The 23,715-nt window shown below is 65.4% G+C and carries 28 protein-coding genes and 1 tRNA gene; 13 read left to right on the top strand and 16 right to left on the bottom strand.

What is annotated here, in order from left to right:
• Positions 1–41: 41 nt before the first annotated feature.
• Entirely contained in the window at positions 42–620 is a 579-nt protein-coding gene (locus PVW49_RS14990) for a L,D-transpeptidase (protein WP_048531618.1), read from the bottom strand.
• Positions 621–1,172: 552 nt separating this feature from the next.
• Between PVW49_RS14990 and PVW49_RS14985 the strand changes: the two genes are divergently transcribed.
• The 3 genes from PVW49_RS14985 to PVW49_RS14975 are packed head-to-tail and all read left to right on the top strand — an operon-like array spanning position 1,173 to position 2,485.
• On the top strand, positions 1,173–1,604 hold the full coding sequence (locus tag PVW49_RS14985) for a VOC family protein (protein ID WP_274590912.1): 432 nt from the start codon (positions 1,173–1,175) through the stop codon (positions 1,602–1,604).
• On the top strand, positions 1,601–2,083 hold the full coding sequence (locus PVW49_RS14980; protein WP_274590911.1) for a VOC family protein: 483 nt from the start codon (positions 1,601–1,603) through the stop codon (positions 2,081–2,083). Before PVW49_RS14985 ends, PVW49_RS14980 begins: the two co-directional genes overlap by 4 nt.
• 24 nt (positions 2,084–2,107) lie before the next feature.
• Positions 2,108–2,485 (top strand): DUF1428 domain-containing protein, encoded by a 378-nt coding sequence (locus tag PVW49_RS14975; RefSeq protein ID WP_048531613.1) that lies wholly within the window; start codon positions 2,108–2,110, stop codon positions 2,483–2,485.
• A gap of 25 nt (positions 2,486–2,510) precedes the next feature.
• Here the strand turns inward: PVW49_RS14975 and PVW49_RS14970 are convergent, their stop codons facing one another.
• From PVW49_RS14970 to PVW49_RS14960, 3 genes are all read right to left on the bottom strand, one after another.
• A complete protein-coding gene (locus tag PVW49_RS14970) occupies positions 2,511–2,705 on the bottom strand; it encodes a DUF2783 domain-containing protein (protein WP_074835578.1) in 195 nt (64 codons plus the stop codon).
• A 9-nt stretch (positions 2,706–2,714) separates the two neighbouring features.
• Positions 2,715–4,334 (bottom strand): FAD-dependent oxidoreductase, encoded by a 1,620-nt coding sequence (locus PVW49_RS14965; protein WP_274590910.1) that lies wholly within the window; start codon positions 4,332–4,334, stop codon positions 2,715–2,717.
• 83 nt (positions 4,335–4,417) lie between these two features.
• Entirely contained in the window at positions 4,418–5,368 is a 951-nt protein-coding gene (locus tag PVW49_RS14960) for an MBL fold metallo-hydrolase (RefSeq protein ID WP_274565433.1), read from the bottom strand.
• A 151-nt stretch (positions 5,369–5,519) separates the two neighbouring features.
• On the opposite strand from PVW49_RS14960, the gene PVW49_RS14955 reads away from it, so the two are divergent.
• Together PVW49_RS14955 and PVW49_RS14950 are read left to right on the top strand one after the other, a co-directional pair.
• Positions 5,520–5,996: a MarR family winged helix-turn-helix transcriptional regulator gene (locus PVW49_RS14955; RefSeq protein ID WP_244526437.1), complete on the top strand. Its 477-nt coding sequence runs from the start codon at positions 5,520–5,522 to the stop codon at positions 5,994–5,996.
• 42 nt (positions 5,997–6,038) lie between these two features.
• Positions 6,039–6,458, top strand: coding sequence for a sulfatase-like hydrolase/transferase (locus PVW49_RS14950; protein ID WP_274590909.1), 420 nt, complete (start codon positions 6,039–6,041; stop codon positions 6,456–6,458).
• A 336-nt stretch (positions 6,459–6,794) separates the two neighbouring features.
• Here the strand turns inward: PVW49_RS14950 and PVW49_RS14945 are convergent.
• A tRNA-Leu gene (locus PVW49_RS14945) sits at positions 6,795–6,880 on the bottom strand.
• Between the two features lie 101 nt (positions 6,881–6,981).
• Here PVW49_RS14945 and PVW49_RS14940 point away from each other — a divergent pair.
• Positions 6,982–7,560 carry a YqaA family protein gene (locus PVW49_RS14940; protein ID WP_048531531.1) on the top strand — a complete coding sequence of 193 codons (579 nt, stop codon included), beginning with the start codon at positions 6,982–6,984 and terminating at the stop codon, positions 7,558–7,560.
• Positions 7,560–8,027, top strand: coding sequence for a disulfide bond formation protein B (locus PVW49_RS14935; protein ID WP_048531529.1), 468 nt, complete (start codon positions 7,560–7,562; stop codon positions 8,025–8,027). Before PVW49_RS14940 ends, PVW49_RS14935 begins: the two co-directional genes overlap by 1 nt.
• Before the next feature lie 17 nt (positions 8,028–8,044).
• Here the strand turns inward: PVW49_RS14935 and PVW49_RS14930 are convergent, their stop codons facing one another.
• Positions 8,045–8,470, bottom strand: coding sequence for an Lrp/AsnC family transcriptional regulator (locus tag PVW49_RS14930; RefSeq protein WP_074835573.1), 426 nt, complete (start codon positions 8,468–8,470; stop codon positions 8,045–8,047).
• 118 nt (positions 8,471–8,588) lie between these two features.
• On the opposite strand from PVW49_RS14930, the gene rocF reads away from it, so the two are divergent.
• Together rocF and PVW49_RS14920 are read left to right on the top strand one after the other, a co-directional pair.
• Positions 8,589–9,515 carry an arginase gene (rocF, locus tag PVW49_RS14925; protein ID WP_074835571.1) on the top strand — a complete coding sequence of 309 codons (927 nt, stop codon included), beginning with the start codon at positions 8,589–8,591 and terminating at the stop codon, positions 9,513–9,515.
• Positions 9,516–9,526: 11 nt separating this feature from the next.
• The gene (locus PVW49_RS14920) at positions 9,527–10,591 is read left to right on the top strand and encodes an ornithine cyclodeaminase (protein ID WP_274590908.1); all 1,065 of its coding nucleotides are present in this window, start codon (positions 9,527–9,529) and stop codon (positions 10,589–10,591) included.
• Between the two features lie 75 nt (positions 10,592–10,666).
• Here PVW49_RS14920 and PVW49_RS14915 read toward each other — a convergent pair whose 3' ends face one another.
• The 7 genes from PVW49_RS14915 to purC form a co-directional block, all read right to left on the bottom strand.
• Positions 10,667–11,320 carry an aminotransferase class IV gene (locus PVW49_RS14915; RefSeq protein WP_274590907.1) on the bottom strand — a complete coding sequence of 218 codons (654 nt, stop codon included), beginning with the start codon at positions 11,318–11,320 and terminating at the stop codon, positions 10,667–10,669.
• Entirely contained in the window at positions 11,278–12,399 is a 1,122-nt protein-coding gene (locus PVW49_RS14910; RefSeq protein ID WP_274590906.1) for an aminodeoxychorismate synthase component I, read from the bottom strand. Before PVW49_RS14910 ends, PVW49_RS14915 begins: the two co-directional genes overlap by 43 nt.
• Before the next feature lie 54 nt (positions 12,400–12,453).
• Positions 12,454–13,791 carry a sigma-54-dependent transcriptional regulator gene (locus tag PVW49_RS14905; protein ID WP_048531520.1) on the bottom strand — a complete coding sequence of 446 codons (1,338 nt, stop codon included), beginning with the start codon at positions 13,789–13,791 and terminating at the stop codon, positions 12,454–12,456.
• Between the two features lie 26 nt (positions 13,792–13,817).
• The gene (locus tag PVW49_RS14900) at positions 13,818–15,602 is read right to left on the bottom strand and encodes a sensor histidine kinase (protein ID WP_048531518.1); all 1,785 of its coding nucleotides are present in this window, start codon (positions 15,600–15,602) and stop codon (positions 13,818–13,820) included.
• A 52-nt stretch (positions 15,603–15,654) separates the two neighbouring features.
• A complete protein-coding gene (gene purQ, locus PVW49_RS14895; RefSeq protein ID WP_274565428.1) occupies positions 15,655–16,329 on the bottom strand; it encodes a phosphoribosylformylglycinamidine synthase subunit PurQ in 675 nt (224 codons plus the stop codon).
• Positions 16,330–16,374: 45 nt separating this feature from the next.
• Entirely contained in the window at positions 16,375–16,605 is a 231-nt protein-coding gene (purS, locus tag PVW49_RS14890; protein WP_048531514.1) for a phosphoribosylformylglycinamidine synthase subunit PurS, read from the bottom strand.
• 92 nt (positions 16,606–16,697) lie between these two features.
• Complete coding sequence (gene purC, locus PVW49_RS14885) at positions 16,698–17,459, bottom strand: phosphoribosylaminoimidazolesuccinocarboxamide synthase (RefSeq protein WP_048531512.1); 762 nt, start codon at positions 17,457–17,459, stop codon at positions 16,698–16,700.
• A gap of 161 nt (positions 17,460–17,620) precedes the next feature.
• Between purC and PVW49_RS14880 the strand changes: the two genes are divergently transcribed.
• On the top strand, positions 17,621–17,935 hold the full coding sequence (locus tag PVW49_RS14880) for a DUF1476 domain-containing protein (RefSeq protein WP_274565427.1): 315 nt from the start codon (positions 17,621–17,623) through the stop codon (positions 17,933–17,935).
• Positions 17,936–18,144: 209 nt separating this feature from the next.
• Entirely contained in the window at positions 18,145–19,161 is a 1,017-nt protein-coding gene (bmt, locus tag PVW49_RS14875) for a betaine--homocysteine S-methyltransferase (protein WP_048531509.1), read from the top strand.
• Between the two features lie 102 nt (positions 19,162–19,263).
• Here the strand turns inward: bmt and PVW49_RS14870 are convergent, their stop codons facing one another.
• Positions 19,264–20,349 (bottom strand): PA0069 family radical SAM protein, encoded by a 1,086-nt coding sequence (locus PVW49_RS14870; RefSeq protein WP_074835563.1) that lies wholly within the window; start codon positions 20,347–20,349, stop codon positions 19,264–19,266.
• 178 nt (positions 20,350–20,527) lie between these two features.
• Between PVW49_RS14870 and PVW49_RS14865 the strand changes: the two genes are divergently transcribed.
• Positions 20,528–21,229 carry a corrinoid protein gene (locus PVW49_RS14865; RefSeq protein ID WP_048531506.1) on the top strand — a complete coding sequence of 234 codons (702 nt, stop codon included), beginning with the start codon at positions 20,528–20,530 and terminating at the stop codon, positions 21,227–21,229.
• Entirely contained in the window at positions 21,226–21,867 is a 642-nt protein-coding gene (locus PVW49_RS14860) for a DUF1638 domain-containing protein (protein WP_274590905.1), read from the top strand. The genes PVW49_RS14865 and PVW49_RS14860 overlap by 4 nt, the downstream gene beginning before the upstream one ends.
• A gap of 86 nt (positions 21,868–21,953) precedes the next feature.
• On the opposite strand, the gene aroB is transcribed toward PVW49_RS14860, so the two are convergent.
• Together aroB and PVW49_RS14850 are read right to left on the bottom strand one after the other, a co-directional pair.
• On the bottom strand, positions 21,954–23,066 hold the full coding sequence (gene aroB, locus PVW49_RS14855) for a 3-dehydroquinate synthase (RefSeq protein WP_074835560.1): 1,113 nt from the start codon (positions 23,064–23,066) through the stop codon (positions 21,954–21,956).
• The gene (locus tag PVW49_RS14850; RefSeq protein ID WP_048531500.1) at positions 23,066–23,611 is read right to left on the bottom strand and encodes a shikimate kinase; all 546 of its coding nucleotides are present in this window, start codon (positions 23,609–23,611) and stop codon (positions 23,066–23,068) included. The genes aroB and PVW49_RS14850 overlap by 1 nt, the downstream gene beginning before the upstream one ends.
• Positions 23,612–23,715: the final 104 nt, after the last annotated feature.

Raw genomic sequence — 23,715 nt, 5'->3', positions numbered from 1 at the left:
CCATGGTTTCTTGATTCAGGGCGGTCGCGCGCCCCTGGTCGTCAGATCAGCTTGACCTGCGTGCCCACCGGCGCCCGGTCATAGACCTCTTCGATCTGCGGATTGTAGAGCCCGATGCAGCCGCTGGAGGAGCGCCGCCCGATCTTGCGCGTATCCTGGGTGCCGTGGATGCGGTAATAGGTCCAGGACAGGTACAGCGCCCGCGTGCCCAGCGGGTTGCGCGGATCGCCGCCCTTGACATAGGCCGGCAGCGTCGGGTCGCGCTCGCGCATCGAGGGCGTCGGGCCCCAGCCCGGCATTTCCTTTTTCTCGATCACCTCGGTATAGCCGCGCTTGGTCAGTTCTTCCGAGATCGGCACCGAGGTGGGATAAATCCGCACCTCACCGTCCGACGTCCAATGTTGCAGCATCCGCGAATTGGTGTCGGCGATAATGATGCCCTTGCCCAGCCGGTCGAAATGATCGCGCCAGTCATGGGTCTGGAACGACGAGATATTGCGGCGCACGCCATCCGCCTGCCCCGCCGCCTGCGCGCGCAGCACCGCAGGCGCCGCGATCAGCGCCGCCGCGCCGGCGATTACCCCGCGCCGGTTCCAGGTGTTCGAGCCGTTTGAGGACATCATTCTGCTCCTTGCCAGATTGCCATTCTTGAGCCTCTAGATACCCCCGATACGCCGGGGGGCAAGGTTACAACCACGCGAGGAATGTAACGTATTGTATACTTGACACGTCCTGCATTCCGACACGCGGCAACAAGGGCCCGCACGGGCTGGGCCGCGGCGTCTTTTGCCGCCGGATGACCGGAACGGCGGGCCGTGACGACATGATACATAGCCGAGGCATATCTGCCACAGATGGCGTGCGCCCGAAGCTTCGGCGACAGAGGACCGGGGCGCCTGCCCCTGCCTGACCGGCATTGGCCAAAGCGATCAGGCGACAACCGGCCCAACCATCGCCCCGCGCTTGACAGGCCGGGCGGCCGGTTGCTGTAGTCTCGGCAGTATGGCCAGACCGCCCGCCCCGGAGGCGCCGGCCGTCCCCGGGTTTGCCCGTGCCCGGATGCGGCACCGCGCGTCGGCCTGATCATTGCCGGCACCGGCAGGACCGGCGGCACGGCACGACAAACGACGACTGCCCCGGAAACCGACTGACCCGCGAAAGGAGACCTTCTGATGGACCCGACGATCTATCTTTTCTTCAAGGGCGATTGCCTTCAGGCGATGACCCATTATGCCGACGTGTTGGGCGGCGAGATCAAGACCGTGTTTCGCAATGCCGACACCCCCGATCCCGAGAGCCGCATGCCCGGCGGCGACGACATGATCATGCATATGAGCATGGCACTGGGTCAGGCCGTGGTCATGGCGTCGGACAACACCGACGAGTTCTACGACACCCCCGCCGGCTTTCGCATCTCCATCGCGCCAAGTTCGCGGGAGGAGTTCGACCGGATCCATGCCGCCCTGGCGCAGGACGCGCGCGCGGTGGCGATGGAGCCGGCCGAGACCTTCTGGGCCGAGCGGTTTGCCATGTTCACCGACAGATACGGCACGCCCTGGATGCTCAGCTTTGAAGGGGCCAAGGCCCAGGGGATGCCGTCATGACCGATCTCGTCACCTGCATTTGGTTTGACCATGGCGAGGCCGGCAAGGCCGCCGACTTCTATGCCGCGACCTTCCCGGACAGCCATGTCGACCGGGTGAACACCGCGCCGGCCGATTTTCCCGGCGGCACCAAGGGCAGCGAGCTGACGGTGACATTCACCGTTCTGGGGCGGAAGTTCGTCGGGCTGAACGGCGGTCCGAACTTCACCCCCGACGAGGCGGTCAGCTTCATGGTGGTGACCGAGAACCAGGAGGAGACCGACCGGTACTGGGCCGCCATTGTCGGCAATGGTGGCCAGGAAAGCGCCTGCGGCTGGTGCAAGGATCGCTGGGGCTTTTCCTGGCAGATCACCCCCAGGGTGCTGCTCGAGCTGACCACCAGCGCCGACAGCGACAAGGCCGCCCGCGCCTTCGAGGCAATGATGACCATGCGCAAGATCGATATCGCGGCCCTCGAAGCCGCGGCCGAGGGTGAGTGACCAGCTTTAATGAGGAGAGAGAAAATGAGTTATATCGACGGATTCGTGATCGCGGTGCCCACCGCCAACAAGCAGAAGTTCATCGACCATGCGCAACACGCCGACAGCGTGTTCATCGATCTGGGCGCAATCCGCGTGGTCGAATGCTGGGGTGATGACGTGCCGGAGGGCAAGGTCACCGATTTCCGCGGGGCGGTGAAGGCCGAGCCGGAGGAAACCGTGGTCTTTTCCTGGATCGAATGGCCCGACAAGCCGACCCGCGACCGGGCGATGAAGACCATGACCGAGTGGATGGAGAATCCCGACACCGCCGATCCGCGTATGGACCCGGAAAAGAACCCGATGCCCTTCGACGGCACGCGGTTGATCTATGGCGGGTTTGCCCCGGTGGTCACGCTCTGAACCGCCGGCGCGCGCCGGGGGCCGATCAGCCCTCGGCGGCCAGATCGATTGCCTGGCCCAGCACGTCCGTATCGCCGATATGGTTGCACAGGATCAGCACCAACCGGGCGTTCAGCGCGTCGCTTTCCGCTTTGCTCCGACCCTCATGCGCGGCCAGAAGCCTGGCATAGAAGTCATCCGGGTTGGCAATGTTGGGCTCGGTGTTCAGGGGGGTCATCATCGTCTCTCCTCAGGCGCGTCTGGTTGCGATCTTCAGGGCGCGCGTCACCTCGGCCGCATCGAACCCTGGCCAGCGCGCGGCGACATGTTGATCGGGCCGCATCAGGTAGACCGCCGACGTGGCATCGCCCAGATAGCGCGCCGCCAGATCGGGGTTGCCCTTGGCCGAGAGCGCCACGCGGGTCACGGTAATCCTGTCAACCTCCAGGCGCTCCGGCGCCTCGGCATCGATGGTCATTAGCCGGAAGTCGCCCCCCAGCAGCCCCAGCAGCCAGTCATCGCCCGCCGGCGCATCGACCATCGGCGCGCCGACGCGGGTGCGCGCGGGGCCGCCGGTCAGGGCGTCGGGGCCGTTCAGTGACAGCCCGTCATAGACGCAGGGCACTGACAGGCGACCGGAATTCACCAGCGGCCGGGCAAATGCCACCGTCCGCGCAAGCCCCAGCACCGCATCGCGGAATATCTTGCTGATCTCGGATTTCGGGGTGATGAAATCGGTCGAGCGGGTGGAATTCAGGATGTTTTCGTCGGCCCCGTGCACCCGTTCATCCGAATAGCTGTCGAGCAGTTTGGCCGGCGCCTTGCCCTGCACCACCAGCCCCAGCTTCCAGCCGAGATTGTCGGCGTCCTGCATGCCCGAATTCGCGCCCCGCGCGCCAAAGGGCGAGACCTGATGCGCCGCATCGCCGGCAAAGATCACCGGCCCGTGGCGAAAACGCGCCATCCGCTTGCTCTGAAAGGTGTAGATCGAAGACCAGACGATCTCGTAGCGGACCGGGCCGAGAAAGGCATCGAGACGGCGGCGGATGTTGTCCTCCTTCATCTCTTCCTTGCGGTCGATGTCCCAGCCGATCTGGAAATCGACGCGCCAGACACCGTCGGGCTGCTTGTGCAGCAGGGTCGAGGCGCCCTGCCCGTGCGACGGCTCGAACCAGAACCAGCGTTCGGTCGGAAACTCGGTGTCGCCGGTCATGCGGATATCGGCAATCAGGAAGCTGTCCTGAAAGACCTTGCCGGTGAACTCATGGCCCAGTCGGGTGCGCAGCGGCGAATTGGCGCCGTCGCAGGCCACCAGCCAATCGGCTTCGAGACTGTAGGGGCCGTCCGGCGTCATCACCTCCAGCACCACATGATCGTCATGCACCTCGATCTCGTCGACCCGGTTCTTGCCACGCAGCTGGATCGGCGCACCCGCGGCCTGCAACTGCCGCAACCGGTCGACCATGAACCGCTCGAAATAGGGCTGCTGAAGGTTGATGAAGGCCGGATACTTGTGGCCTTCCTCGGGCAAGAGATTGAATTCGAACACCTTCTCATCGCGGTGAAAGACCTTGCCGAGGTTCCAGACCACCCCCTTGTCGATCATCGGCCCGGCACAGCCATAGCGATCGGCAATTTCCAGGCTGCGCTTGGAAAAACAGATCGCGCGGCTGCCCTGGCCGATGCCTTCGTGATCGTCGAGCACCAGCACCGGCACGCCCTGCTGGCCGAGGTCGAGTGCCGTGGCGATGCCCACCGGGCCGCCGCCCACAATCACCACCGGGTGGCGCACCGCGCTTGCCTTGTCCTGATCAGGCGATCTTTCATAGGGATAGATCTTGTGGGCCACGGTGTATCTGTCGTCGAACATGTCTCTCGTCTCCTCCGCAAGAGGTGTCTTGCGGTGCCGCCCGCCGGTCTGTCGGGCATTGCCGGGCGGCACCGCGCTGCCGGTCAGTCTTGCAGCGCTTCCCACATCGCGACGTCGCGCTCGGCGGTCCAGATCCGCGGCGTGTCGATTCCGCGGGCCTCGTCATATGCGCGCGAGACGTTGAACGGCAGGCAATGCTCGTAGATCGCATAGTCCTTGAACTTCGGGTCGCAGGCCTCGCGCACCGCATCCCAGGCGTCCTTGAGGCTGCCGCCCCGGGCCGCGACCTGTTTGGCCGGCAGATAGGTGGACTCGACGAAATCGCGGGTCGAGGCGATGGCGGACTCCACCGCCTCGCGCCCGATCAGCGCAGCGCCACGGCCCGGGGCGATGCTTTGCGGATCATAGGCCTTGACCGCGTCCAGCGTGCCGCCCCAATCCTCGAAATGGCCGTCGCCGCAATAGCAGGCCGAGTGGTCCTCGACGATGTCGCCGGTGAACATGCATTGCGCGTCCGGCACCCAGATCACACTGTCGCCGGCGGTATGGGCGCGGCCGATCTGCTTGATCTCGACCTTGCGGTTGCCGAGGTAGACGGTCATCTGGTCGTTGAAGGTGGTGGTGGGCCAGGTCAGGCCGGGAATGCTCTCATGTCCCTCGAACAGGCGCGGGAAGCGCTGGAATTCGCTGTCCCAGTCCTCTTGCCCGCGTTCCACCACCATGGCGCGGGCCTTGTCGGACATGATGACCTGCTGCGCATCGAAAGCCGAGGCGCCAAGCACCCGAACCGCGTGATAATGCGTCATCACCACATGGGTGATCGGCTTGTCGGTGACCGAGCGCACGCAATCAATCACCTTGTTGGCCAGCCGCGGCGTGGCCTGGGCCTCGACGATCATCACGCTGTCGTCGCCGATGATCACACCCGAGTTCGGATCGCCCTCGGCGGTAAAGGCAAAGAGCCCCTCGCCGATCTCGGTAAAGGAAATCTCCTTTTCGCTGGTGTCGCCCTGGGACGCGAATGCCTTGGCCATGTCTCTCTCCTTGAACCTCTGGTCTGCCGATGTCGTGCCGGAACAATGCCCCGGATGAATCGTTGCAGCCGAAACAAATTCTTTATCGTTGCAATCGAAACGAATGTCAATATCATTGCACATGAAACAACCCTGAAGCTGGACCATGCCCATGGAGTCTTTTGACCTTTCGACCTTTCTTCCCTACCGCCTCGCCATCCTGTCCGAGCGGATCAGCCGGCGTCTGGCATTGGAATATGGTCGATCGCACGGCATTTCGGTGCCGGAATGGCGCGTGCTCGTGCATCTGGCGCGCAGCAAGCAGGCCTCGGTCCGCGAGATCCACAGCTATGCCAATCTCGAGAAACCCAGGGTCAGCCGCACCGTGGCGAAACTTCAGGCCGCGGGGATGGTGCGCAAGGTCACCGGCAAGCAGGACAGCCGCCTGGTCGAGATCTCGCTGACCGAGAAAGGCCAGACCGTGCTGGGGGAAATCCTGCCGGCCGCGCTGGAGTTCGAAGACCGGCTGGTTCAGGCGCTGAGCGCGGAAGAGCATGCCATGTGCATCGAGATCGCCGAAAAGCTGCACGCCGTTCTGGACGACGACCCGCTGGCGCCGATGCGGTCGCAACTGGACACGCCCGACTGACCGGCTGCGCCCGGTCAGCCGTGTTCCACATATGACGCGCCGATGGTGCGCGCCGCGGAAAAGGCCGATCCGCATCCGGTCGATGGCGCCTTCATGCAGGCACGAATGTCGCAGGCGTTCTGCGACGACACCGCCAGGACCCGGGTGCTGACCGCCTGTATGGGCCTCATCAAGCAGCGCGACGACCAGATCGGCCGGCTGATGGCCTTTGTCGAGGATCAGGGCATCGCCGATGACACGATGATCATCTTCACCTCGGACCATGGCAATTATCTCGGCGATCACTCGCTGGGCGAGAAAGAGCTGGTTCACGCCGCCTCGGCGCGGGGGCCGCTGATCATCGTGGCCCCCAGCCCCGAGGCCGATAGATTTTTTTGGCGGCGCCGCGGTGCCGCATATCCTCGAAGGCCACGCCTTGCAGCCGAACACGCCCGGCTGACGATGATCTTTGACAGCCGGTGAAAATACATCTTTGCCGAAGGCGTCCGGCCGATGCTTCTCGATCTCGAGACCGATCCCGACGAGCTTGCCGCTCTGAGCGGCGATCCGGCCCATGCGCAGGTGCTGGTGCGGCTCGAAAGCATGTTCTTCGACCGGTCCCGGCGCAATTCGCAACGCCAGCCTTGGCGAGGCCAAGGCCGGTATCCTGATCGGATACCGCAACCAGAAAGAGTTGCGCGCGGTGCTGGATCCCGAAGCCGGGACCGCCCCCCCCGGATGACATCCTGATCTGCCGGAGCGAATAGCCGCAAAACGCGCGGCATTCGCGGCCGCGGCACCGGATTGACTGGAATGAGATGGTACCCAAGGTCGGACTCGAACCGACAAGGCCGCTAAGCCGGGGGATTTTGAATCCCCTGCGTCTACCATTCCGCCACTTGGGCACGCTCCCCTCGCATATCGCCCCGCGCGGCGGGCGTCCAGAGGGGAAATCGCGGTTTTGTGGGCTCTTGACCCGGCCCGCGCCGCATGCTCTGAGGCTGGCATGCTGCACAGGCTTTATACCCGCACCCTGGCCATGGCCGAACATCCGAATGCCCTCTGGGTGCTCGCCGTCGTGTCCTTTGTGGAAAGTTCGGTCTTTCCGATACCGCCGGATGTGCTGATGATTCCGATGATCATCGCACGGCCGTCGCGGGCCTGGCTGATCGCGTTGGTGGCGCTGGTGTCTTCGGTGCTGGGCGGGCTTCTGGGCTATGCCATCGGCGCCTTTTTCTACGAGGCGCTGGGCCAGCCGATCCTCGAGGCGCTGGGCAAGGGCGACGCCATGGCGGCCTTCAACACCCGGTTCAACGATTTCGGCTTCTGGGCGGTGCTGATTGCCGGGATCACGCCGTTTCCCTACAAGGTCATCACCATCATGTCGGGCTGGACCGGCATGCCCCTGATGACCTTCCTCGTCACTTCGGTCATCGCCCGCGGCATCCGCTTCTTCCTGGTCGCCGGGCTGCTCTATTTCTGCGGCGCTCCGATCCGCGATTTCATCGAACGGCGGCTGGGTCTCGCGCTCAGCGCCTTCATGGTCACCCTGATCGGTGGCTTCGTCCTAGTGAGGTATCTCTGATGACCCGCACTTCGCTTGTTCTGCTCGCCGCCGGCGGCTCGTTCCTGCTTCTGGCCGGGGCCTTCCTGTTTCAGGCGCTGGGCTGGGCGCCCTGCGCCATGTGCCTCTGGCAGCGCTGGCCGCATGCCGCCGCCGTCCTGATCGGCGCCTTGGCGCTGGCCCTGCCCGGCCGCCTGCTGCCGCTTCTGGGGGCGCTGGCGGCGGCAACCACCGCCGGGATCGCCGTCTTTCACAGCGGCGTCGAGCGCAAGTGGTGGCAAGGCCCGGCAAGCTGCACCGGCAGCGGCGAAGACCTTGGCAGCCTCACCGGCGGCGATCTGCTGCCGGGCGGTTCAGAGGCGCCGGCGCTGGTGCTCTGCGATAGCTTCACGCCTTTCCTGTTCGGGCTGACCATGGCCAATTGGAACGCCTTGTTCTCGGCGCTGCTGGTTCTGGTCTGGCTCAAGGCGGCGCGCGCCGCCGCCTGACGATCGGACCGGCCGCCTCAGCCGGATTTGCGCGTCGAAAGCAGCAGGCTGGTCTCTGACCGGGCCACGCCGTCGAACCGGCGAATCTGCGCCAGCACCGCATCGAAGGCCTCGAGCGTCTCGGTGCCGATTTCGGCGATCACGTCCCAGCGGCCATTGGTGGAATGCAACGCCCGCACCTCGGTCAGCCCCTGAAGCTGGCGCAGGATACGATCGGTGCCGCGCCCCTCGATGCCGATCATCATCAGCCCGCGCACCGGGTCGCGCGCCGCATCCCCCTTGAGCACCACGGTAAAGCCGAGGATCTCGCCGCGGGCCTGAAGCCGCTCGATCCGGGCGCGCACGGTGGTACGCGACAGCCCGAGACGCGCCGCCAGATCGGAGAGCGAGGCCCGGGCGTCATGACGCAACGCCGCGATAAGCCGCTGATCGGTTATATCCATTTCGGTCAATTCTCCCGTCGATCTGTCAAATCAACCCCCGAACCGGGCAGTTTGAGCGCTGCACTCCGTCCGTTCTATCCGTCATAGTGTCTGTGGATCAAGTCACCGGGAGCGATGGATGAAACCGAAAACCTGTCTTTTGATCGGCGCGCCAATGGACAGCGGCAAACGCCGCGACGGCTGTCTCATGGGGCCGGATGCCTATCGTACCGCCGGCCTGGCGCGGGCGCTGCGCGATCTGGGCCTCAAGGTGGTGGACGACGGCAACCTGACACCGGCCAGCCACAGCCCCGACGATGCCAGCGGCCGGCTGCACAGGCCGCAGGAAACCATCGCCTGGACCTATCGGCTGATCCGCGAGGCGGAACAGGCGATGGCGCGCGGGCTGCCGATCTTTCTCGGCGGCGATCACGCGATCTCGCTCGGCACCGTGCCGGGCGTGGCGGCGCATGCCGCCTCGAAAGGCCGGCCGCAATTCGTGCTCTGGCTCGATGCGCACAGCGATTTCCACACTGCCGAGACCACCACTTCGGGCAATCTCCATGGCACGCCGCTGGCCTATGCCACCGGCCGCAAGGGCTTTCCCGGCTTTCCCAAGGTGACCGCGCCGGTGCCGGAAGAGAACATCTGCATCATCGGGCTGCGCTCGGTCGATCCGGCGGAGCGCGCGATGCTGCAAGACAGCGGCATCCATTACCACGACATGCGCGAGATCGACGAGACCGGCATCGCCACGCCGCTTTCGGCCTTTCTGAGCCGGGTCGAGGCGGCCGATGGCGCGCTGCATGTCTCGCTCGACGTGGATTTCCTCGATCCCTCGATCGCGCCGGCGGTGGGCACCACCGTGCCCGGCGGCGCGACGATCCGCGAAGGCCATCTGGCGATGGAACTGATCTGTGACAGCGGCCGAATGACCTCGATGGACATGGTCGAACTCAACCCCTTTCTCGACGAACGCGGCCGCACCGCCCAGGCGATGGTCGACCTGGCCGCCTCGGCGTTGGGCCGGCGCGTCTTTGACCGGCCGACCCGGTCCTATATCTGATGGAGCCCCCTGTGAAACCGCTGAAACCCGCCGAACTCGCGCCGTCGGACAAGGCGCTGGTGCCCTTTGTCTCGGTCGATCACATGATGCGGCTGATCCACCATATCGGCGTCGAGGCGATGCTGCGCGACCTGGCCGGCTATATCGAGGCCGATTTCCGCCGCTGGGAGCTCTTCGACAAGACGCCGCGCGTCGCCTCGCATTCCGAGGTCGGGGTGATCGAGCTGATGCCGACCTCGGACGGCGAGGCCTATGGCTTCAAATACGTCAACGGCCATCCCAAAAACACCAAAGAGGGGCTGCAAACCGTCACCGCATTCGGTTTGTTGGCCGATGTCTATACCGGCTATCCGGTGCTTCTGACCGAGATGACGCTGCTGACCGCGATGCGCACGGCCGCGACCTCGGCGATGGCGGCGAAATACCTGGCGCCCAGGGGCGCCCACTGCATGGCGATGATCGGCAATGGCGCCCAGGCGGAATTTCAGACCCTGGCGATGAAGGCGCTGCTGGGCATCGACAGCGTGCGGCTTTACGACATCGACAGCCGGGCCACCGAGAAGGTGGCGCGCAACCTGGCGGGCCACGGGCTGACCGTTGTCTGCTGCGACACGGCGGAAGAGGCGATCGAGGGGGCGCAGATCCTGACCACCTGCACCGCCGACAAGCAGAATGCCACCATCCTGACCGACAACATGGTCGGCGCCGGGGTGCATATCAACGCCATCGGCGGCGATTGCCCGGGCAAGACCGAGCTGCACCGCGACATCGTCGCGCGGGCCGAGATGTTCGTGGAATATCCCGAACAGACCCGGATCGAGGGGGAATTGCAGCAGATGCCGGAGGACCATCCGTTCACCGAGCTCTGGCAGGTGGTCAGCGGCAGCGCGCCGGGGCGCCGCGATGCCCAGCAGGTGACGCTGTTCGACAGTGTCGGCTTTGCGATCGAGGATTTCTCGGCCCTGCGTTTCGTGCGCGACCGGATCCGGGGCACGGAATATTACGCCGATCTCGACCTGCTGGCCGATCCCGACGATCCGCGCGATCTCTTCGGCATGCTGATGCGGTCGGTCTGAGGGCGGGCGCTTGGGGGCGCTGCCCCCGGCCGGCTGCGCCGGCCTCCCCCGAGGGTATTTTCGGCAAGAGGAAGATCAGCCGGGCCAGGCGGTCAGGGCGGACACCTCGATCACGCCCCGCAGGGCGTTGCAGAGGCGGATGCGCGGGGCGGCACGGAGATCGGCCTCGGTGATGCCGGCGACGCGCAGGCCACCGCCGGCAAGCAGCTCGGCGCGCATCACCCCGGGCAGCACGCCGTCGGAGAGTGGCGGGGTGATCCAGACGCCCTGCCCGGCATCGATCATCAGGTTGGTGATCGTGCCTTCGCAGACCCGTCCGCCCTGATTGAGGAAGATCGCCTCGTCGAGATGCTGCGGCAACAGCGCGCGGGCGCGGTCGTAGAGCGCGCGGTTGCTGGATTTGACCGCGCGCCAGGGATCGGCGCTGTCGAGCCGGTCGGGGGCGATGGCAATGCGCCAGCTTGCGGCCGGCGCCGGCGCGGGGGCAAGGCCCGCTTCCAGCCGGCCGGTGGCGTCGAGGGTCAGCCGGAGGCGCATGGGCGCCGCTTCGGGTATCGCGTCAAGTGCGGCGTCGAATGCCTTGGGATCAAACGGATATCCCAGCGCCTTTGCGGCCAGGCACATGCGGTCGCGGTGGCGCTTGGCCAGGACGACGCCCTGGCCCGGTTGCCAGAGCATGGTCTCGATCAGACGGGTTCCGGCAGGGGCGTCGCGAAACGGCTTTTCCACAGGGCTTCCTCGTATTCCAGCTCGGCACGGCTGTCCCAGACCAGACCGCCGCCGACATTGAACACCGCCTGGCCATCTTCGACCAGCAGCGTGCGGATCGCCACGTTGAACTCGGCCCGCCCGTCCGGCGCCGCCCAGCCGATGGCGCCGCAATAGATCTCGCGCGGGGTCTCTTCCAGCGCGCGGATGATCTCCATGGCGCGGATCTTCGGCGCGCCGGTGATCGAGCCGCAGGGAAACAGCGCACGGAAGATATCGGCCAGCGTGACCTCGGGGCGGAGCTGCGCCTCGATCTGGCTGACCATCTGGTGCAGTGTCGCATAGGTCTCGATCTTGAACAGCTCGGGCACCGCGACCGTCCCCGGCTCTGCCAGCCGCGACAGATCGTTGCGCAGGAGGTCCACGATCATCAGATTTTCGGCCAGGGTCTTTTCGTCGCCGGTCAGCGCGTCGCGCAGCGCGCGGTCCTGCGCCGGCGTGGCGCCGCGCGGCGCCGTGCCTTTCATCGGCCGGGTGGCGATGCGGCCCGAGGCGTCGGTGCGAAAGAACAGCTCGGGCGAGCGCGACAGCACCGCGGGCCGGCCGGGATCGAGGATCAGCGCGCCATGGGCCACCGGCTGGCGGGCGCAGAGCGCGGCATAAAGCGCCGCCGGGTCACCCCGGGCCTCGGCGCGCAGCGGGAAGGTCAGGTTGGCCTGATAGATATCGCCGGCGCCGATCCAGTCATGCACCTTGCCAAAGGTGCCGGCATATCGCGCCGCCGTCCAATCCGGGCGCACCGGCGCCAGCCCGGCAACACCCTCGGGCAAGGCGCGCGCCGGCGCCGGCGCGGTGAAGGCACCAAAGGACAAGAGCGGCATGCGCCGACCAGCGGGCATCAGCCCGGCAAGCCGTGGCTCGAGCGCATAGCCCAGCTCGTAGCTGGCAAAGCCCGCCAGCCACAACCCCTGGCTCTGCGCCGCCGCCAGGGCATCAAACGCAGCCGGCACATCGGCGGCCTGCCAGGCCTCGATCCGCGTCACGGGCCGGGCGAACTCGGCCCCGGCCCCCATCGGCCCCCGATCAAATCTGATCTGCATCGCTTGTCCCCGGTCGTCCCGTCTCACCCGTGGAAAACCACGTTCCGGCCCCGGTCAGCCGAGGTAATCCGACCTTTGCAGGCCATATTTGGCCATTTTCTCGTTCAATGTCCGCCGCGGCAGGCACAATTCGTCCATCACGCTGGAAATCGAGCCCTTGTGGCGCCGCATGGTATTGTCGATCAGCATGCGCTCGAAGGCTTCGACATATTCCTTGAGCGGCTTGCCCTCGGTGGTCATCACCGGCTGCATTTCCTCGTGGTCGCTCATCAGCAGCGAGGCGATGGTGCCGGAGCCGCGGCGCGATTGCAGCACCGCGCGCTCGGCCATGTTGATCAGCTGGCGCACATTGCCCGGCCAGGGCGCCTGCAAGAGCTGCGCCGCCTCCTGGGCCGAAACCTCGGGCGTTTCGCAGCCGTATTCATCGGCAAATTGCTCGCTGAGCCGGGTAAAGAGCGTCAGGATATCCTCGCCCCGCTGGCGCAGCGGCGGCACGGTGATCCTGAGCGCCGCCAGACGATAGAACAGGTTCGGCTTGATCGCATCCTCGGGCGTGCGGTTCTGCTCCTGCATGTTGCAGATTGCCACGATGCGGGTTTCGGCCGGGGTGCCCTGTTCATTGATCGCATTCAGCAACCGCGCCTGATTGGCCTCGGAGAGCGACTCGATATCCTCGAGCACCAGGGTGCCGCCGCGGGCCTCTTCGATCGCCGGCAACCGCGCCTCGTCGGGCTGAACCGGGCCGAACAGCCGTTGCGCCAGCGCCTCGTCCTCATAGGCGGCACAGCTCACCAGCACGAATTTCTTGCCGGCGCGCGAGCCCACCGCATGCAAAGCATGGGCCACCAGGGTCTTGCCGGTGCCTGTTTCGCCATCGATCAGCACATGGCCGTCGGCCTGACCCAGATCGAGGATGTCTTCGCGCAGCCGCTCCATCACCGGGCTGGCGCCGATCAGCTTTCTCATCAACTGGCCGCCGTCGGAGAGCTCGCGCCGCAGCTGCCGGTTGTCGAGCGTCAGCCGGCGGGCATTCACCGCCTTTTTCGCCAACTGGCTCATCTGGTCGGGCTGGAACGGCTTTTCCAGGAAATCGAAGGCCCCGAGGCGCATGGCCTCGACCGCCATCGGCACGTCGCCGTGACCGGTGATCATGATCACCGGCAGCGCGCTGTCGGTCGACATCAGCCGTTTCAGAAATTGCATGCCGTCCATGCCGGGCATGCGGATATCGCTGATCACGATGCCGGGATAATCCGGCGTCAGCGCCTTCAGTGCCTCTTCGGCGCTGGCAAATGTCTCGGTGTCATAGCCCGAAAGTGCCAGCCATTGGCCGATTGACTGGCGCATGTCCTGTTCATCATCGACAATCGCGATCTTCATGAGCTTGGCCATGGTCTTACGCCCTTACCTTCATATTGCTACTCCGCGGCCTGATGGTCCGCGGCTTCGTTCAGGATCGGCAGCTGCATCTCGAACACAGCCCCACTGTCTTCGCCGTTGCGCGCGGTCAGCCGTCCGCCCAGATCGCTGACGATCCCGGAAGAGATCGCCAATCCAAGCCCCACGCCTTCGCCCGGCTGCTTGGTGGTATAGAACGGTTCGAACAGCGCATCGAGATCCTCGATCCCGTGACCGTTGTCGCGCACGGACAGAGTCGCGGTCTCGCCGCCCGACAGGATCACCTCGATCTGGGGATCCCGCAGTCCCTTGGTGGCATCTAATGCGTTTCGCAGAAGATTCACCATCACCTGTTCCACCCGCACCCGATCGGCCATCACCCGCACCGGCTGCGGCGGCAGAACCCGGGTCAGGTTGACGTGCCGCTGCTTGAGCTGCGGCTCCATCATCGCCAGCGCCGAGGACAGCGAATCCCCCATATCGACCGGGCTCAGCATCTCTCCGCCCTTGCGGGCATAGCTTTTGAGCTGCCGGGTGATCGCGCCCATCCGGTCGAGCAGGTCGTCAACGCGGGCAAAAGACGACAGAGCCTCGTCAGGACGGTTGCGGTTGATCAGCAGCCGCGCGCCGGCCAGATAGGTCTTCATCGCCGCCAGCGGCTGGTTCAATTCGTGGCTGACCGCCGCCGACATCTCGCCAAGCGCCGCCAGTTTCGAGCTCTGCGCCAGCGTCTGCTCGGCCACGGCGAGGGTCTTTTGCACCCGTTCACGCTCGGCGATCTCACGCTGAAGGCGGGTGTTAAGTGCGCGCAATTCCGCCGATTCCCGCTGGAACAGAGCCATGCGCACCGCCGTCTTGCGGCTGAGGAAATAGAAGGCCAGCGCAAAGAGCATGGCAAATCCCATGATCTCGAGCGCCAGAACGGCGTTCACCTTCTCGCGCACCGAGGCATAAGGCGTGAAGCTGACGATCCGCCAGCCGCGAAAGGCGATCCGGGCCTCCATCCGCATCACCGCCTCGCCCTTGAGATAGGCATCGGCCGGCACATGGGTCCAGTCCGAGGTGGCGCGGATGGCGCGTTCGATGGCGCTGTCGGCCGGCTCGCGGCGCAGCGCATCGGCCTCGGTCAGCCCGCGCCAGCGCGGCTCGGTGGCCAGAATGATCACCCCTTCGCTGTCGGTCACCAGCACCGCATCGGCGATCCCCACCCAGGCACGCTCGAATTTTTGCAGATCGACCTCGACGACGATCACGCCGATCAGCTCGCCATTGCTCTCGATCCTCCGGCTGTAGGCAAAGCGAAAGCCTCCGGCCTCGCGCGGCAGGGTCGAGAACACTGTCGAGTTCGAGCGCAGCGCGCCGATGAAATAGGGTTCCTGCCGGTGGGTCGACCCGAGGATATTGCGGTCGGTCGCGGCCACCGCGCGGCCGCCGCTGTCGAGCAGCATCAGCGAGGCGGCGCCGATCTCGTCGACAAAGGAAATCAGCCGCTGGGTGGATTGCGAGTAATCGGCGGAATTCAGCGCCCCGATCAGCGCCGGGTCGCGCGCCAGCAGCTGTGGCACGATGGAATTTCGGCGCAGTTCCGACAGCACGTTGCCGGAATAGAGCGCCAGCCGAAGCTCGGCCCGGTTGCGGGTGGTTTCGGTGAAGCGGTCGCTCAGCAGACGGTTGGTGAACCAGACCGTCGCCACCGCCATCAGCAGAAGTGAGAACAGCGCAAGCCGCACGCGCCATGACAGCGGTCCGCTGCGGCGCAACAACCGTTCGCCCGGACGGGCGCTTCTGCGGCGTTCAGGTTTCATCGCCCGACTCTACGCCGCCGAAGCCGCCCGCTCAAGCAACAGACCTGCAACCTCAGGCAAGGACACGCTCAAGCGCCGTGGCCAGCGCATCGAACACCGGCTTGCCATCGGTGTTGCCATGCGCATCCTCGGCGGCACGTTCGGGATGCGGCATCATGCCCAGCACCCGGCGGTTCTCCGACAGGATGCCGGCGATGTCGCGCGCCGAGCCGTTCGGATTGCGACCGTAGCGAAAGGCCACGCGGTCGTCCGCTTCGAGCCGGTCGAGCGTCGCGTCATCGGCAAAGTAATTGCCATCGTGATGGGCGATCGGGATCAGGATTTCCTGCCCCTTTTCATAGCCTTGCGTAAAGACGCTGTCCTCGGTCCCCACCACCAGCGGCACCGTGCGGCAGATGTACTTGAGACCGGCATTGCGCAGCAGCGCGCCGGGCAGCAGGCCGGTTTCGCTCAGCACCTGAAAGCCGTTGCAGACCCCAAGCACATAGCCGCCCGCCTCGGCGTGCTGTTTCAGCTCGCGGCAGATCGGCGAATTGGCGGCAATCGCGCCGCAGCGCAGGTAGTCACCATAGGAAAACCCGCCCGGCACGCCGACGATATCGACCCCCTCGGGCAGCGCGTGATCCTTGTGCCAGATCATCGAAACGTCGAAACCCGCCGCCTCGAAGGCCTTGGCCATGTCGCGATCACAATTCGATCCGGGAAAGACGAGGACTGCGGCTTTCATGTGGACACTCCTGAAAAACTCTTGGCTTTCAATGGCTCACGCCACTTACTGCATCTCGATCTGGTAGCTTTCGATCACCGTGTTGGCGAGCAGCTTCTCGCACATCTCGGCGACCTGTGCCTCGGTTGTGCCCGCCGCCAGCTCGAGGTCGATCACCTTGCCCTGGCGCACACCTTCGACACCGTCAAAGCCCAGCGCGCCAAGCGCATGGCGCACCGCTTCGCCCTGAGGATCCAGCACACCGGTTTTCAACATCACATGCACTCGTGCTTTCATGCCGTTCGTCCTTGTCACGCCCCGGGGCGTCCCACCCCAAGGGTCTTCTTCTCTTTTCAAATACGCAATTCTGCCGCAAGACCGAGGCGCATTCAGTTGATAAGTTTCGGCTTTTCCATAGGAGTCGCCTTGCGCGGCATGACCCCAAGACGGGTCGCCACCTCGGTATAGGCGTCGGTCAGATTGCCCAGATCGCGGCGGAAGACATCCTTGTCCAGCTTCTTGCCGGTCTCGATGTCCCAAAGCCGGCAGCTGTCGGGGCTGATCTCGTCTGCGACGATCAGGCGCTGGAAATCGCCGTCATAGACCCGGCCGATCTCGATCTTGAAATCCACCAGCTTGATGCCGACGCCATACATCAGGCCCGAGAGGTAATCGTTGACCCGCAATGCCAGGCTCAGGATGTCGTCCATGTCCTGCGGGCTGGCCCAGCCAAAGGCGGCGATATGCTCTTCGGTGACCAGCGGATCGCCCAGCTTGTCGTCCTTGTAGCAATATTCCACGATCGGACGCGGCAGCCGGGTGCCCTCTTCGATGCCCAGACGCTGGCTCATCGAACCGGCGGCAAAGTTGCGCACGATCACCTCGAGCGGCACGATCTCGCAGGCCTTGACCAGCTGCTCGCGCATGTTGAGCCGCTTGATGAAGTGGGTCGGCACGCCGATCTCGTTCAGACCGGTCATGAAGAACTCGCTCAGGCGGTTGTTGAGCACGCCCTTGCCGTCGACCACATCCTTTTTCTGCGCGTTGAAGGCGGTGGCATCGTCCTTGAAGTATTGCACGATGGTGCCCGGTTCGGGGCCTTCATACAGAATCTTGGCCTTGCCTTCGTAAATCTTCTTGCGACGCGCCATCTCGCAGCCTTTCATGTCTTGCGCGGCTCAGGGCCGAGTCCCGCCGCGCGTGCGCCCTCTTACGCCATGCTCCGCATTGTCGCAAGCGGACCTCACCTCTTGCGGCGAAGGCCGAGGGGCGGCATATCTGAATGACGAATACGGCACCAGAGGACCTGCCCATGACAACTTTCGACGACCGCGAGCGCGCATTCGAGAACATGTACGCGCATGACGAGGAAATGAAATTCAAGGCCGAGGCCCGCCGCAACAAGCTGGTCGGACTCTGGGCGGCCGCTCTGCTGGGAAAATCCGGTGACGAGGCCAATGCCTATGCGCTCGACGTGGTAAGGGCGGATTTCGAGGAAATCGGCCATGAAGACGTGGTGCGCAAGGTGGCGGCCGATCTCGAAGGCAAGGCCGATGAGGCCGAAATCCGCGCCAAGATGGCGGAAATGCTGATCGAGGCCAAAGGCCAGATCGTCAAGGAATCCTGAGCCCGGTTCCATGGTTTCCAACGGGCCGCCCCGCCATCGGGGCCGCCCGCCCCCGGCGGTGGCCCCGAGATTGCGGCCGCGCGGCGCGACGCCGGCCCGGATCGGCCGACACCGCGCCAACCTCATAAAGATCATGCACATTATGAATTTGCGCACAGGTGCCGGCTGTGTCATCTGCCGCGAGACATCAAGACAGGAAGGCCCTCTCCATGACCGACGCGCTGAGCAAACTGCTGCAAGACCGCGACTGGCTGCTCGCTGACGGCGCGACCGGCACCAACCTGTTCAACATGGGGCTGATGTCGGGTGATGCGCCCGAGCTGTGGAACGTCGACGAGCCCGAAAAGATCCGCGCGCTCTATCGCGGCGCGGTCGAGGCCGGGTCCGACATCTTCCTGACCAACAGCTTCGGCGGCAATGCCTCGCGGCTGAAACTGCACGAGGCCCAGGACCGGGTGAGTGAGCTCAACCGCATCGCCGCCGAACTCGGCCGCGAGGTGGCCGATGCCGCCGGCCGGCCGATTGTCGTCGCGGGCTCGGTCGGGCCCACCGGTGACATCATGGAACCCGTCGGCACACTCAGCCACGCCGAGGCGGTCGAGATGTTTCACGAACAGGCCGAGGGGCTCAAGGCCGGGGGCGCCGATGTGCTCTGGGTCGAGACGATTTCCGCGCCCGAGGAGTTTCGCGCCGCCGCCGAGGCCTTTGCCCTGGCCGGCATGCCCTGGTGCGGCACCATGAGCTTTGACACCGCCGGGCGCACGATGATGGGCGTCACCGCCTCCGACATGGTGCAGCTGGCCCAGAGCCTGCCCAATCCGCCGCTGGCCTTCGGCGCCAATTGCGGCACCGGCGCCTCGGACCTCCTGCGCACCACGCTGAGCTTTGCCGCCCAGGGCCCCGACCTGCCGCTGATCGCCAAGGGCAACGCCGGCATTCCGAAATATGTCGACGGCCACATCCATTATGACGGCACGCCCGAGCTGATGGGCGATTACGCGGTCATGGCGCGCGATGCCGGCGCCTCGATCATCGGCGGCTGCTGCGGCACCATGCCGGAGCACCTGCGCGCCATGCGCGCGGCGCTGGAATCCCGCCCCAAGGGACCGCGCCCGACGCTGGACCAGATCGTTTCATCGATCGGCGGATTCAGCTCGGAAAGCGACGGCTCCGGCGAGAACGCGGTCGAGGCGCCCAGCCGCAACCGGCGGCGCCGGCGCGGCTGAGCCCGCCCGGGCCCCGGCCCGGCCCCTTTCATCACCAACCTTGGATCGGCCACACCCATGGCATGCCTTCCCCGTGCAAACAGCGGTCTCCCGGCACCGGGCTCAGAACAGCGAAAGCTGGTCGCCGGCCTGCCCGGGGCGGGCAAAGAGATCGCAGCACAGCGGCGAAACCTTTCGGTCGAGGCCCAGCGCCCGCGCCTGGCGCCGGAAACGGGCGGCGATGATCTCGGCATAGGCGCCCTCGCCACGCATCCTGTGGCCCCAGCGGGCGTCGTAATCCTTGCCGCCGTGCATCTCGCGCAGCCGCGCCATGACGCGGGCGGCGCGGTCGGGGTAATGTTCGGCCAGCCAGGCCTGCCAGAGCGGCGAGACCTCGCGCGGCAGCCGCAGCATGATCCAGCTCGCCGCATCGGCGCCGGCCTCCGCCCCAGCCTCGAGGATGGCCTCGAGCTCGGGATCGGTGAGCGCGGGCACCACCGGCGAGACCATGAGCCGCACCGGGATGCCGGCCTCGGTCAGCCTTCGGATGGTGGCAAAGCGGCGCTTGGGCGCCGGCGCCCGCGGCTCCATCTTTCGCGACAGCGTGGCATCGAGCGATGTCACCGACAGGCCGACCCGCGCCAGGCCTTTCGCGGCCATCGGCGCCAGGATGTCGATGTCGCGCTCGACCAGCGTGCCCTTGGTGACGATCGCCACCGGATGATTGCAATCGGCCAAGACCCCGAGACAGGCGCGCATCAACCCGCGGTCACGCTCAAGCGGTTGATAAGGGTCGGTATTGGTGCCGATCGCCAGCGGCGCCACCTGATAGCGCGGCGCCCGCAACTCGCGCCGCAGCACCGCCGCCGCATTGGGCCGCGCCACCAACCGGGTCTCGAAATCCAGCCCGGGCGACAGGCCCAGATAGGCATGGCTGGGCCGGGCGAAACAATAGATGCAGCCGTGCTCGCATCCCCGATAGGGGTTGATCGACCGGTCGAAGGGCAGATCCGGCGACCGGTTGTAGGTGATCAGGCTGCGCGCCTGTTCCTCGCGCACCTCGGTGCGCAGCACCGGCAGATCCTCCTCGATCTCCCAGCCGTCATGCGTGCCCACCCACGCATGGCGCTCGAACCGCCCGGTCTGGTTGCGGCTGGCGCCGCGTCCGGGGCGCTGGCGCGGGTCGATCTCGCAAGGCAAATCATCCATGGCCGCAGATTAGAACGAACGCGGAACATTTGCAATTCGCCGCTACAGGCGCGCGCCGCGGCCGCGGCATGCGTCGGTGACAGGACCGTCGATGTCGCAATCCGCCAACTTGGCCTGCGGCAATCTGGCCATAGCTGGAAAAAACCGGGCCCATATGCCCAAGCAAGGGAATCACGCAATGTCTGACGAAGAAGACGACATCATCCTTTCCGAACTGGACGACGAAGAACTTGTCCAGCAGATGCATGACGATCTTTACGACGGTCTCAAGGAAGAGATCGAGGAAGGCGTGAACATCCTGCTGGAGCGCGGCTGGCAGCCTTACGAGGTGCTGACCACGGCTCTGGTCGGTGGCATGACGATTGTCGGCAAGGACTTTCGCGACGGGATTCTCTTTGTGCCAGAGGTACTTCTGGCCGCCAATGCGATGAAGGGCGGCATGGCCATCCTCAAGCCGCTGCTGGCCGAGACCGGCGCGCCGCGCATGGGCAAGATGGTGATCGGCACGGTCAAGGGTGACATCCACGACATCGGCAAGAACCTTGTATCGATGATGATGGAGGGCGCCGGCTTCGAGGTGGTCGATCTGGGCATCAACAACCCGGTCGAAAGCTACATCGAGGCGGCCAAGGCCGAGGGCGCCGACATCCTCGGCATGTCGGCCCTGCTGACCACGACGATGCCCTACATGAAGGTGGTGATCGACACGATGGTCGAAATGGGCATCCGCGACGATTACATCGTTCTGGTCGGCGGCGCGCCGCTGAACGAGGAGTTCGGCAAGGCGATCGGCGCCGATGCCTATTGCCGCGATGCCGCTGTCGCGGTGGAAACCGCCAAGTCGCTGGTCTCGCGCCGTCACAACCAGATGGCCGGGTGACCGCGCGGCCGCTCAATGACACGACCCTGACCGAGGCCGGCCTCGCGCCCCGCGGTCAGGGCCGCATCCTGCTGATCGCCTGCGGCGCCCTGGCGCGCGAGATCCTCGATCTGAAGGCGGTCAACGGCTGGGATCATCTCGATCTCGCCTGCCTGCCCGCCAACCTGCACAACACGCCGGACAAGATCACCGGTGCGGTGCGCGCCGCCGTCGCCAAACACCGGGCGCAGTATGACCGGCTTTTCGTGGTCTATGCCGATTGCGGCACCGGCGGCCAGTTGCAGGCGGCCTGCGAGGAGATGGGGGTCGAGATGGTGCCCGGCCCGCATTGCTACAGCTTCTTCGAGGGCAATGCCGCCTTTGCCGAACGCGAAGAATTCACCGCCTTTTACCTGACCGATTTCCTGGTGCGCCAGTTCGACGCCTTTGTCTGGCAGCCGCTGGGCCTCGACCGCCACCCCGAGCTGCTGAACATGTATTTCGGCAATTACGACAAGCTGGTGTATCAGGCCCAGACCGACGACCCGGTGCTGACCGAAAAGGCCCGCGCCTGTGCGGAACGGCTGGGTCTGGCCTTCGAGCGCCGGTTGACCGGGTATGGCGATCTGGCGACGACGTTGGGCGGAATTTCGCGGTAGGGCCTGGGCGGCGAGTTTTCAGGGCGTTATCCTCGGGCCTGACCCGAGGGAGACGGTGCAGAAATCGCCCCGGGGAAACGGTCCCCTCAGCGGTCCGCCAATCCATCCCGCAGTACGGAGAGCACCGCATCGCCGGGTACGTCCGTGGCCACGAAGGCCTCGCCGATGCCGCGCGCCAGAATGAACCGCAGCTCGCCGTCCACCACCTTCTTGTCCTGCCCCATCAGGTCGAGCAACGCCTCGGCCGAGGGCAGGTCACCAGGGATATCCTTGAGGTCGCATTTCATCCCCATCGCCTTGATATGCGCCCGCACCCGGCTCGGGTCTTCCTGCGCACAGAGCCCCAGCCGAGACGACAGCTCGAAGGCCAGCGCGCAGCCCACCGCCACGCCCTCGCCGTGCAACAGCCGGTCGGAATAGCCGGTCGCCGCCTCGAGCGCATGACAGAAGGTATGCCCGAGGTTCAAAAGCGCCCGATCACCCTGCTCGGTTTCGTCGCGCACCACGATCTCGGCCTTCATCTCGCAAGAGCGGCGCACGGCGTGGATCCGCGCGCTCTCGTCGCCGGTCGCCAGAGCCGGGCCGTTCACTTCCAGCCAGTCGAAGAAATGCGGATCGCCGAGCAGCCCGTATTTCACCACCTCGCCATAACCGGCGAGGAAATCGCGCTCCGGCAGGCTGTGCAGCACATCGGTGTCGGCCAGCACCAAAGACGGTTGGTGAAATGCGCCGATCAGGTTCTTGCCCTGCGGCGCATTGATCCCGGTCTTGCCGCCGACCGAACTGTCGACCTGCGCCAGCAGCGATGTCGGCACCTGGATGAACCGCACCCCCCGCCGCAGCACGGCCGCGGCAAAGCCGGCAAGATCGCCGATCACCCCGCCGCCGAGCGCCACCACCACATCGCGGCGCTCGATCTTCTGATCGAGCAGCCATTCCACCGCGCGGGAAAATTGTGGCCAGGCCTTGGTGCCCTCGCCCGGAGGCAGCGCCAACGCCACCATCTCGACGCCTTCGGCGGCAAGCCCGGCGCGCAGCGCTTCGAGATGCGCCGCCGCGACGTTCTCGTCGGTCAGCACCGCCACCCGGGGCCGCGCCAGGAACGGCAGGAACTCTTCGCCGGCGCGGGCCAGCAGCCCGCCCCCGATACGGATGTCATAGGCGCGGTCGCCAAGGGGCACATGGACCGTTTCGCGCATCACAGCTTCTCCAACACGTCGGGGCGCGCCTCGAGCTCTTCGATCACCCGGCGCGCCATCTGGTCGATCGAATAGGATTTATCGGCCGTCACATGCACCTCGGCCTTGGCATATTCCGGCACCCGCTTGTCAAATAGCGTTTTCAGCGTCGCGAAGGGATCGGCGGTGCGCAGCAACGGCCGGGTGTCCTTGTGCCGGACCCGGCTCCACAGCAGGTCGAGATCGGCATCAAGCCAGACCGCCACGCCCTTGTCGGCGATCATCTCGCGGTTGGTGCCCGACAGGAAAGCGCCGCCGCCGGTCGAGAGCACGCAGCGCTCGGTTTCCAGCAGCCGGCCGATCACCTCGGTCTCGCGGGCACGAAAGAACGGCTCGCCGTCGCGGGCAAAGATCTCGGCAATGCTCATATGCGCCGCCTCGACGATCTCGGCATCGGAGTCGAGGAAGGACACACCCAGCTTTTGCGCCAGGGCCCGGCCGACGGCCGTCTTGCCGGCCCCCATCATGCCGACCATCACTATGGTCTTCTTCACCTGCCACTGCATGATCTTGCCGATTTCGGTCTCAACTGCTCAAAAGTTTGTATCTTGGACGTGAATGACGTGAACTTGCAAAAAAGGCCAGATATAAGAGGAAAAAAACCACCCCA

The organism is Marinovum sp. PR37, assembly GCF_028807375.1.
In the GTDB taxonomy this organism is placed as follows: domain Bacteria; phylum Pseudomonadota; class Alphaproteobacteria; order Rhodobacterales; family Rhodobacteraceae; genus Marinovum; species Marinovum algicola.
Note: the sequence above shows the minus strand (reverse complement) of the source record. Positions and strands in the feature narration are given on the sequence as shown.

Coding starts and splice junctions, on each gene's coding strand:
- aroB (WP_074835560.1), bottom strand. CDS start 23,066: ATGCGCGAAACGGTCCATGTGCCCCTTGGCGACCGCGCCTATGACATC.
- PVW49_RS14880 (WP_274565427.1), top strand. CDS start 17,621: ATGACAACTTTCGACGACCGCGAGCGCGCATTCGAGAACATGTACGCG.
- PVW49_RS14905 (WP_048531520.1), bottom strand. CDS start 13,791: ATGGCCAAGCTCATGAAGATCGCGATTGTCGATGATGAACAGGACATG.
- PVW49_RS14990 (WP_048531618.1), bottom strand. CDS start 620: ATGTCCTCAAACGGCTCGAACACCTGGAACCGGCGCGGGGTAATCGCC.
- PVW49_RS14970 (WP_074835578.1), bottom strand. CDS start 2,705: ATGATGACCCCCCTGAACACCGAGCCCAACATTGCCAACCCGGATGAC.
- PVW49_RS14985 (WP_274590912.1), top strand. CDS start 1,173: ATGGACCCGACGATCTATCTTTTCTTCAAGGGCGATTGCCTTCAGGCG.
- PVW49_RS14950 (WP_274590909.1), top strand. CDS start 6,039: ATGGTGCGCGCCGCGGAAAAGGCCGATCCGCATCCGGTCGATGGCGCC.
- PVW49_RS14930 (WP_074835573.1), bottom strand. CDS start 8,470: ATGGATATAACCGATCAGCGGCTTATCGCGGCGTTGCGTCATGACGCC.
- PVW49_RS14955 (WP_244526437.1), top strand. CDS start 5,520: ATGGAGTCTTTTGACCTTTCGACCTTTCTTCCCTACCGCCTCGCCATC.
- PVW49_RS14910 (WP_274590906.1), bottom strand. CDS start 12,399: ATGCAGATCAGATTTGATCGGGGGCCGATGGGGGCCGGGGCCGAGTTC.
- PVW49_RS14870 (WP_074835563.1), bottom strand. CDS start 20,349: ATGGATGATTTGCCTTGCGAGATCGACCCGCGCCAGCGCCCCGGACGC.
- purS (WP_048531514.1), bottom strand. CDS start 16,605: ATGAAAGCACGAGTGCATGTGATGTTGAAAACCGGTGTGCTGGATCCT.
- PVW49_RS14960 (WP_274565433.1), bottom strand. CDS start 5,368: ATGGCCAAGGCATTCGCGTCCCAGGGCGACACCAGCGAAAAGGAGATT.
- PVW49_RS14850 (WP_048531500.1), bottom strand. CDS start 23,611: ATGCAGTGGCAGGTGAAGAAGACCATAGTGATGGTCGGCATGATGGGG.
- bmt (WP_048531509.1), top strand. CDS start 18,145: ATGACCGACGCGCTGAGCAAACTGCTGCAAGACCGCGACTGGCTGCTC.
- PVW49_RS14900 (WP_048531518.1), bottom strand. CDS start 15,602: ATGAAACCTGAACGCCGCAGAAGCGCCCGTCCGGGCGAACGGTTGTTG.
- purC (WP_048531512.1), bottom strand. CDS start 17,459: ATGGCGCGTCGCAAGAAGATTTACGAAGGCAAGGCCAAGATTCTGTAT.
- PVW49_RS14940 (WP_048531531.1), top strand. CDS start 6,982: ATGCTGCACAGGCTTTATACCCGCACCCTGGCCATGGCCGAACATCCG.
- PVW49_RS14935 (WP_048531529.1), top strand. CDS start 7,560: ATGACCCGCACTTCGCTTGTTCTGCTCGCCGCCGGCGGCTCGTTCCTG.
- PVW49_RS14965 (WP_274590910.1), bottom strand. CDS start 4,334: ATGTTCGACGACAGATACACCGTGGCCCACAAGATCTATCCCTATGAA.
- PVW49_RS14975 (WP_048531613.1), top strand. CDS start 2,108: ATGAGTTATATCGACGGATTCGTGATCGCGGTGCCCACCGCCAACAAG.
- PVW49_RS14865 (WP_048531506.1), top strand. CDS start 20,528: ATGTCTGACGAAGAAGACGACATCATCCTTTCCGAACTGGACGACGAA.
- purQ (WP_274565428.1), bottom strand. CDS start 16,329: ATGAAAGCCGCAGTCCTCGTCTTTCCCGGATCGAATTGTGATCGCGAC.
- rocF (WP_074835571.1), top strand. CDS start 8,589: ATGAAACCGAAAACCTGTCTTTTGATCGGCGCGCCAATGGACAGCGGC.
- PVW49_RS14980 (WP_274590911.1), top strand. CDS start 1,601: ATGACCGATCTCGTCACCTGCATTTGGTTTGACCATGGCGAGGCCGGC.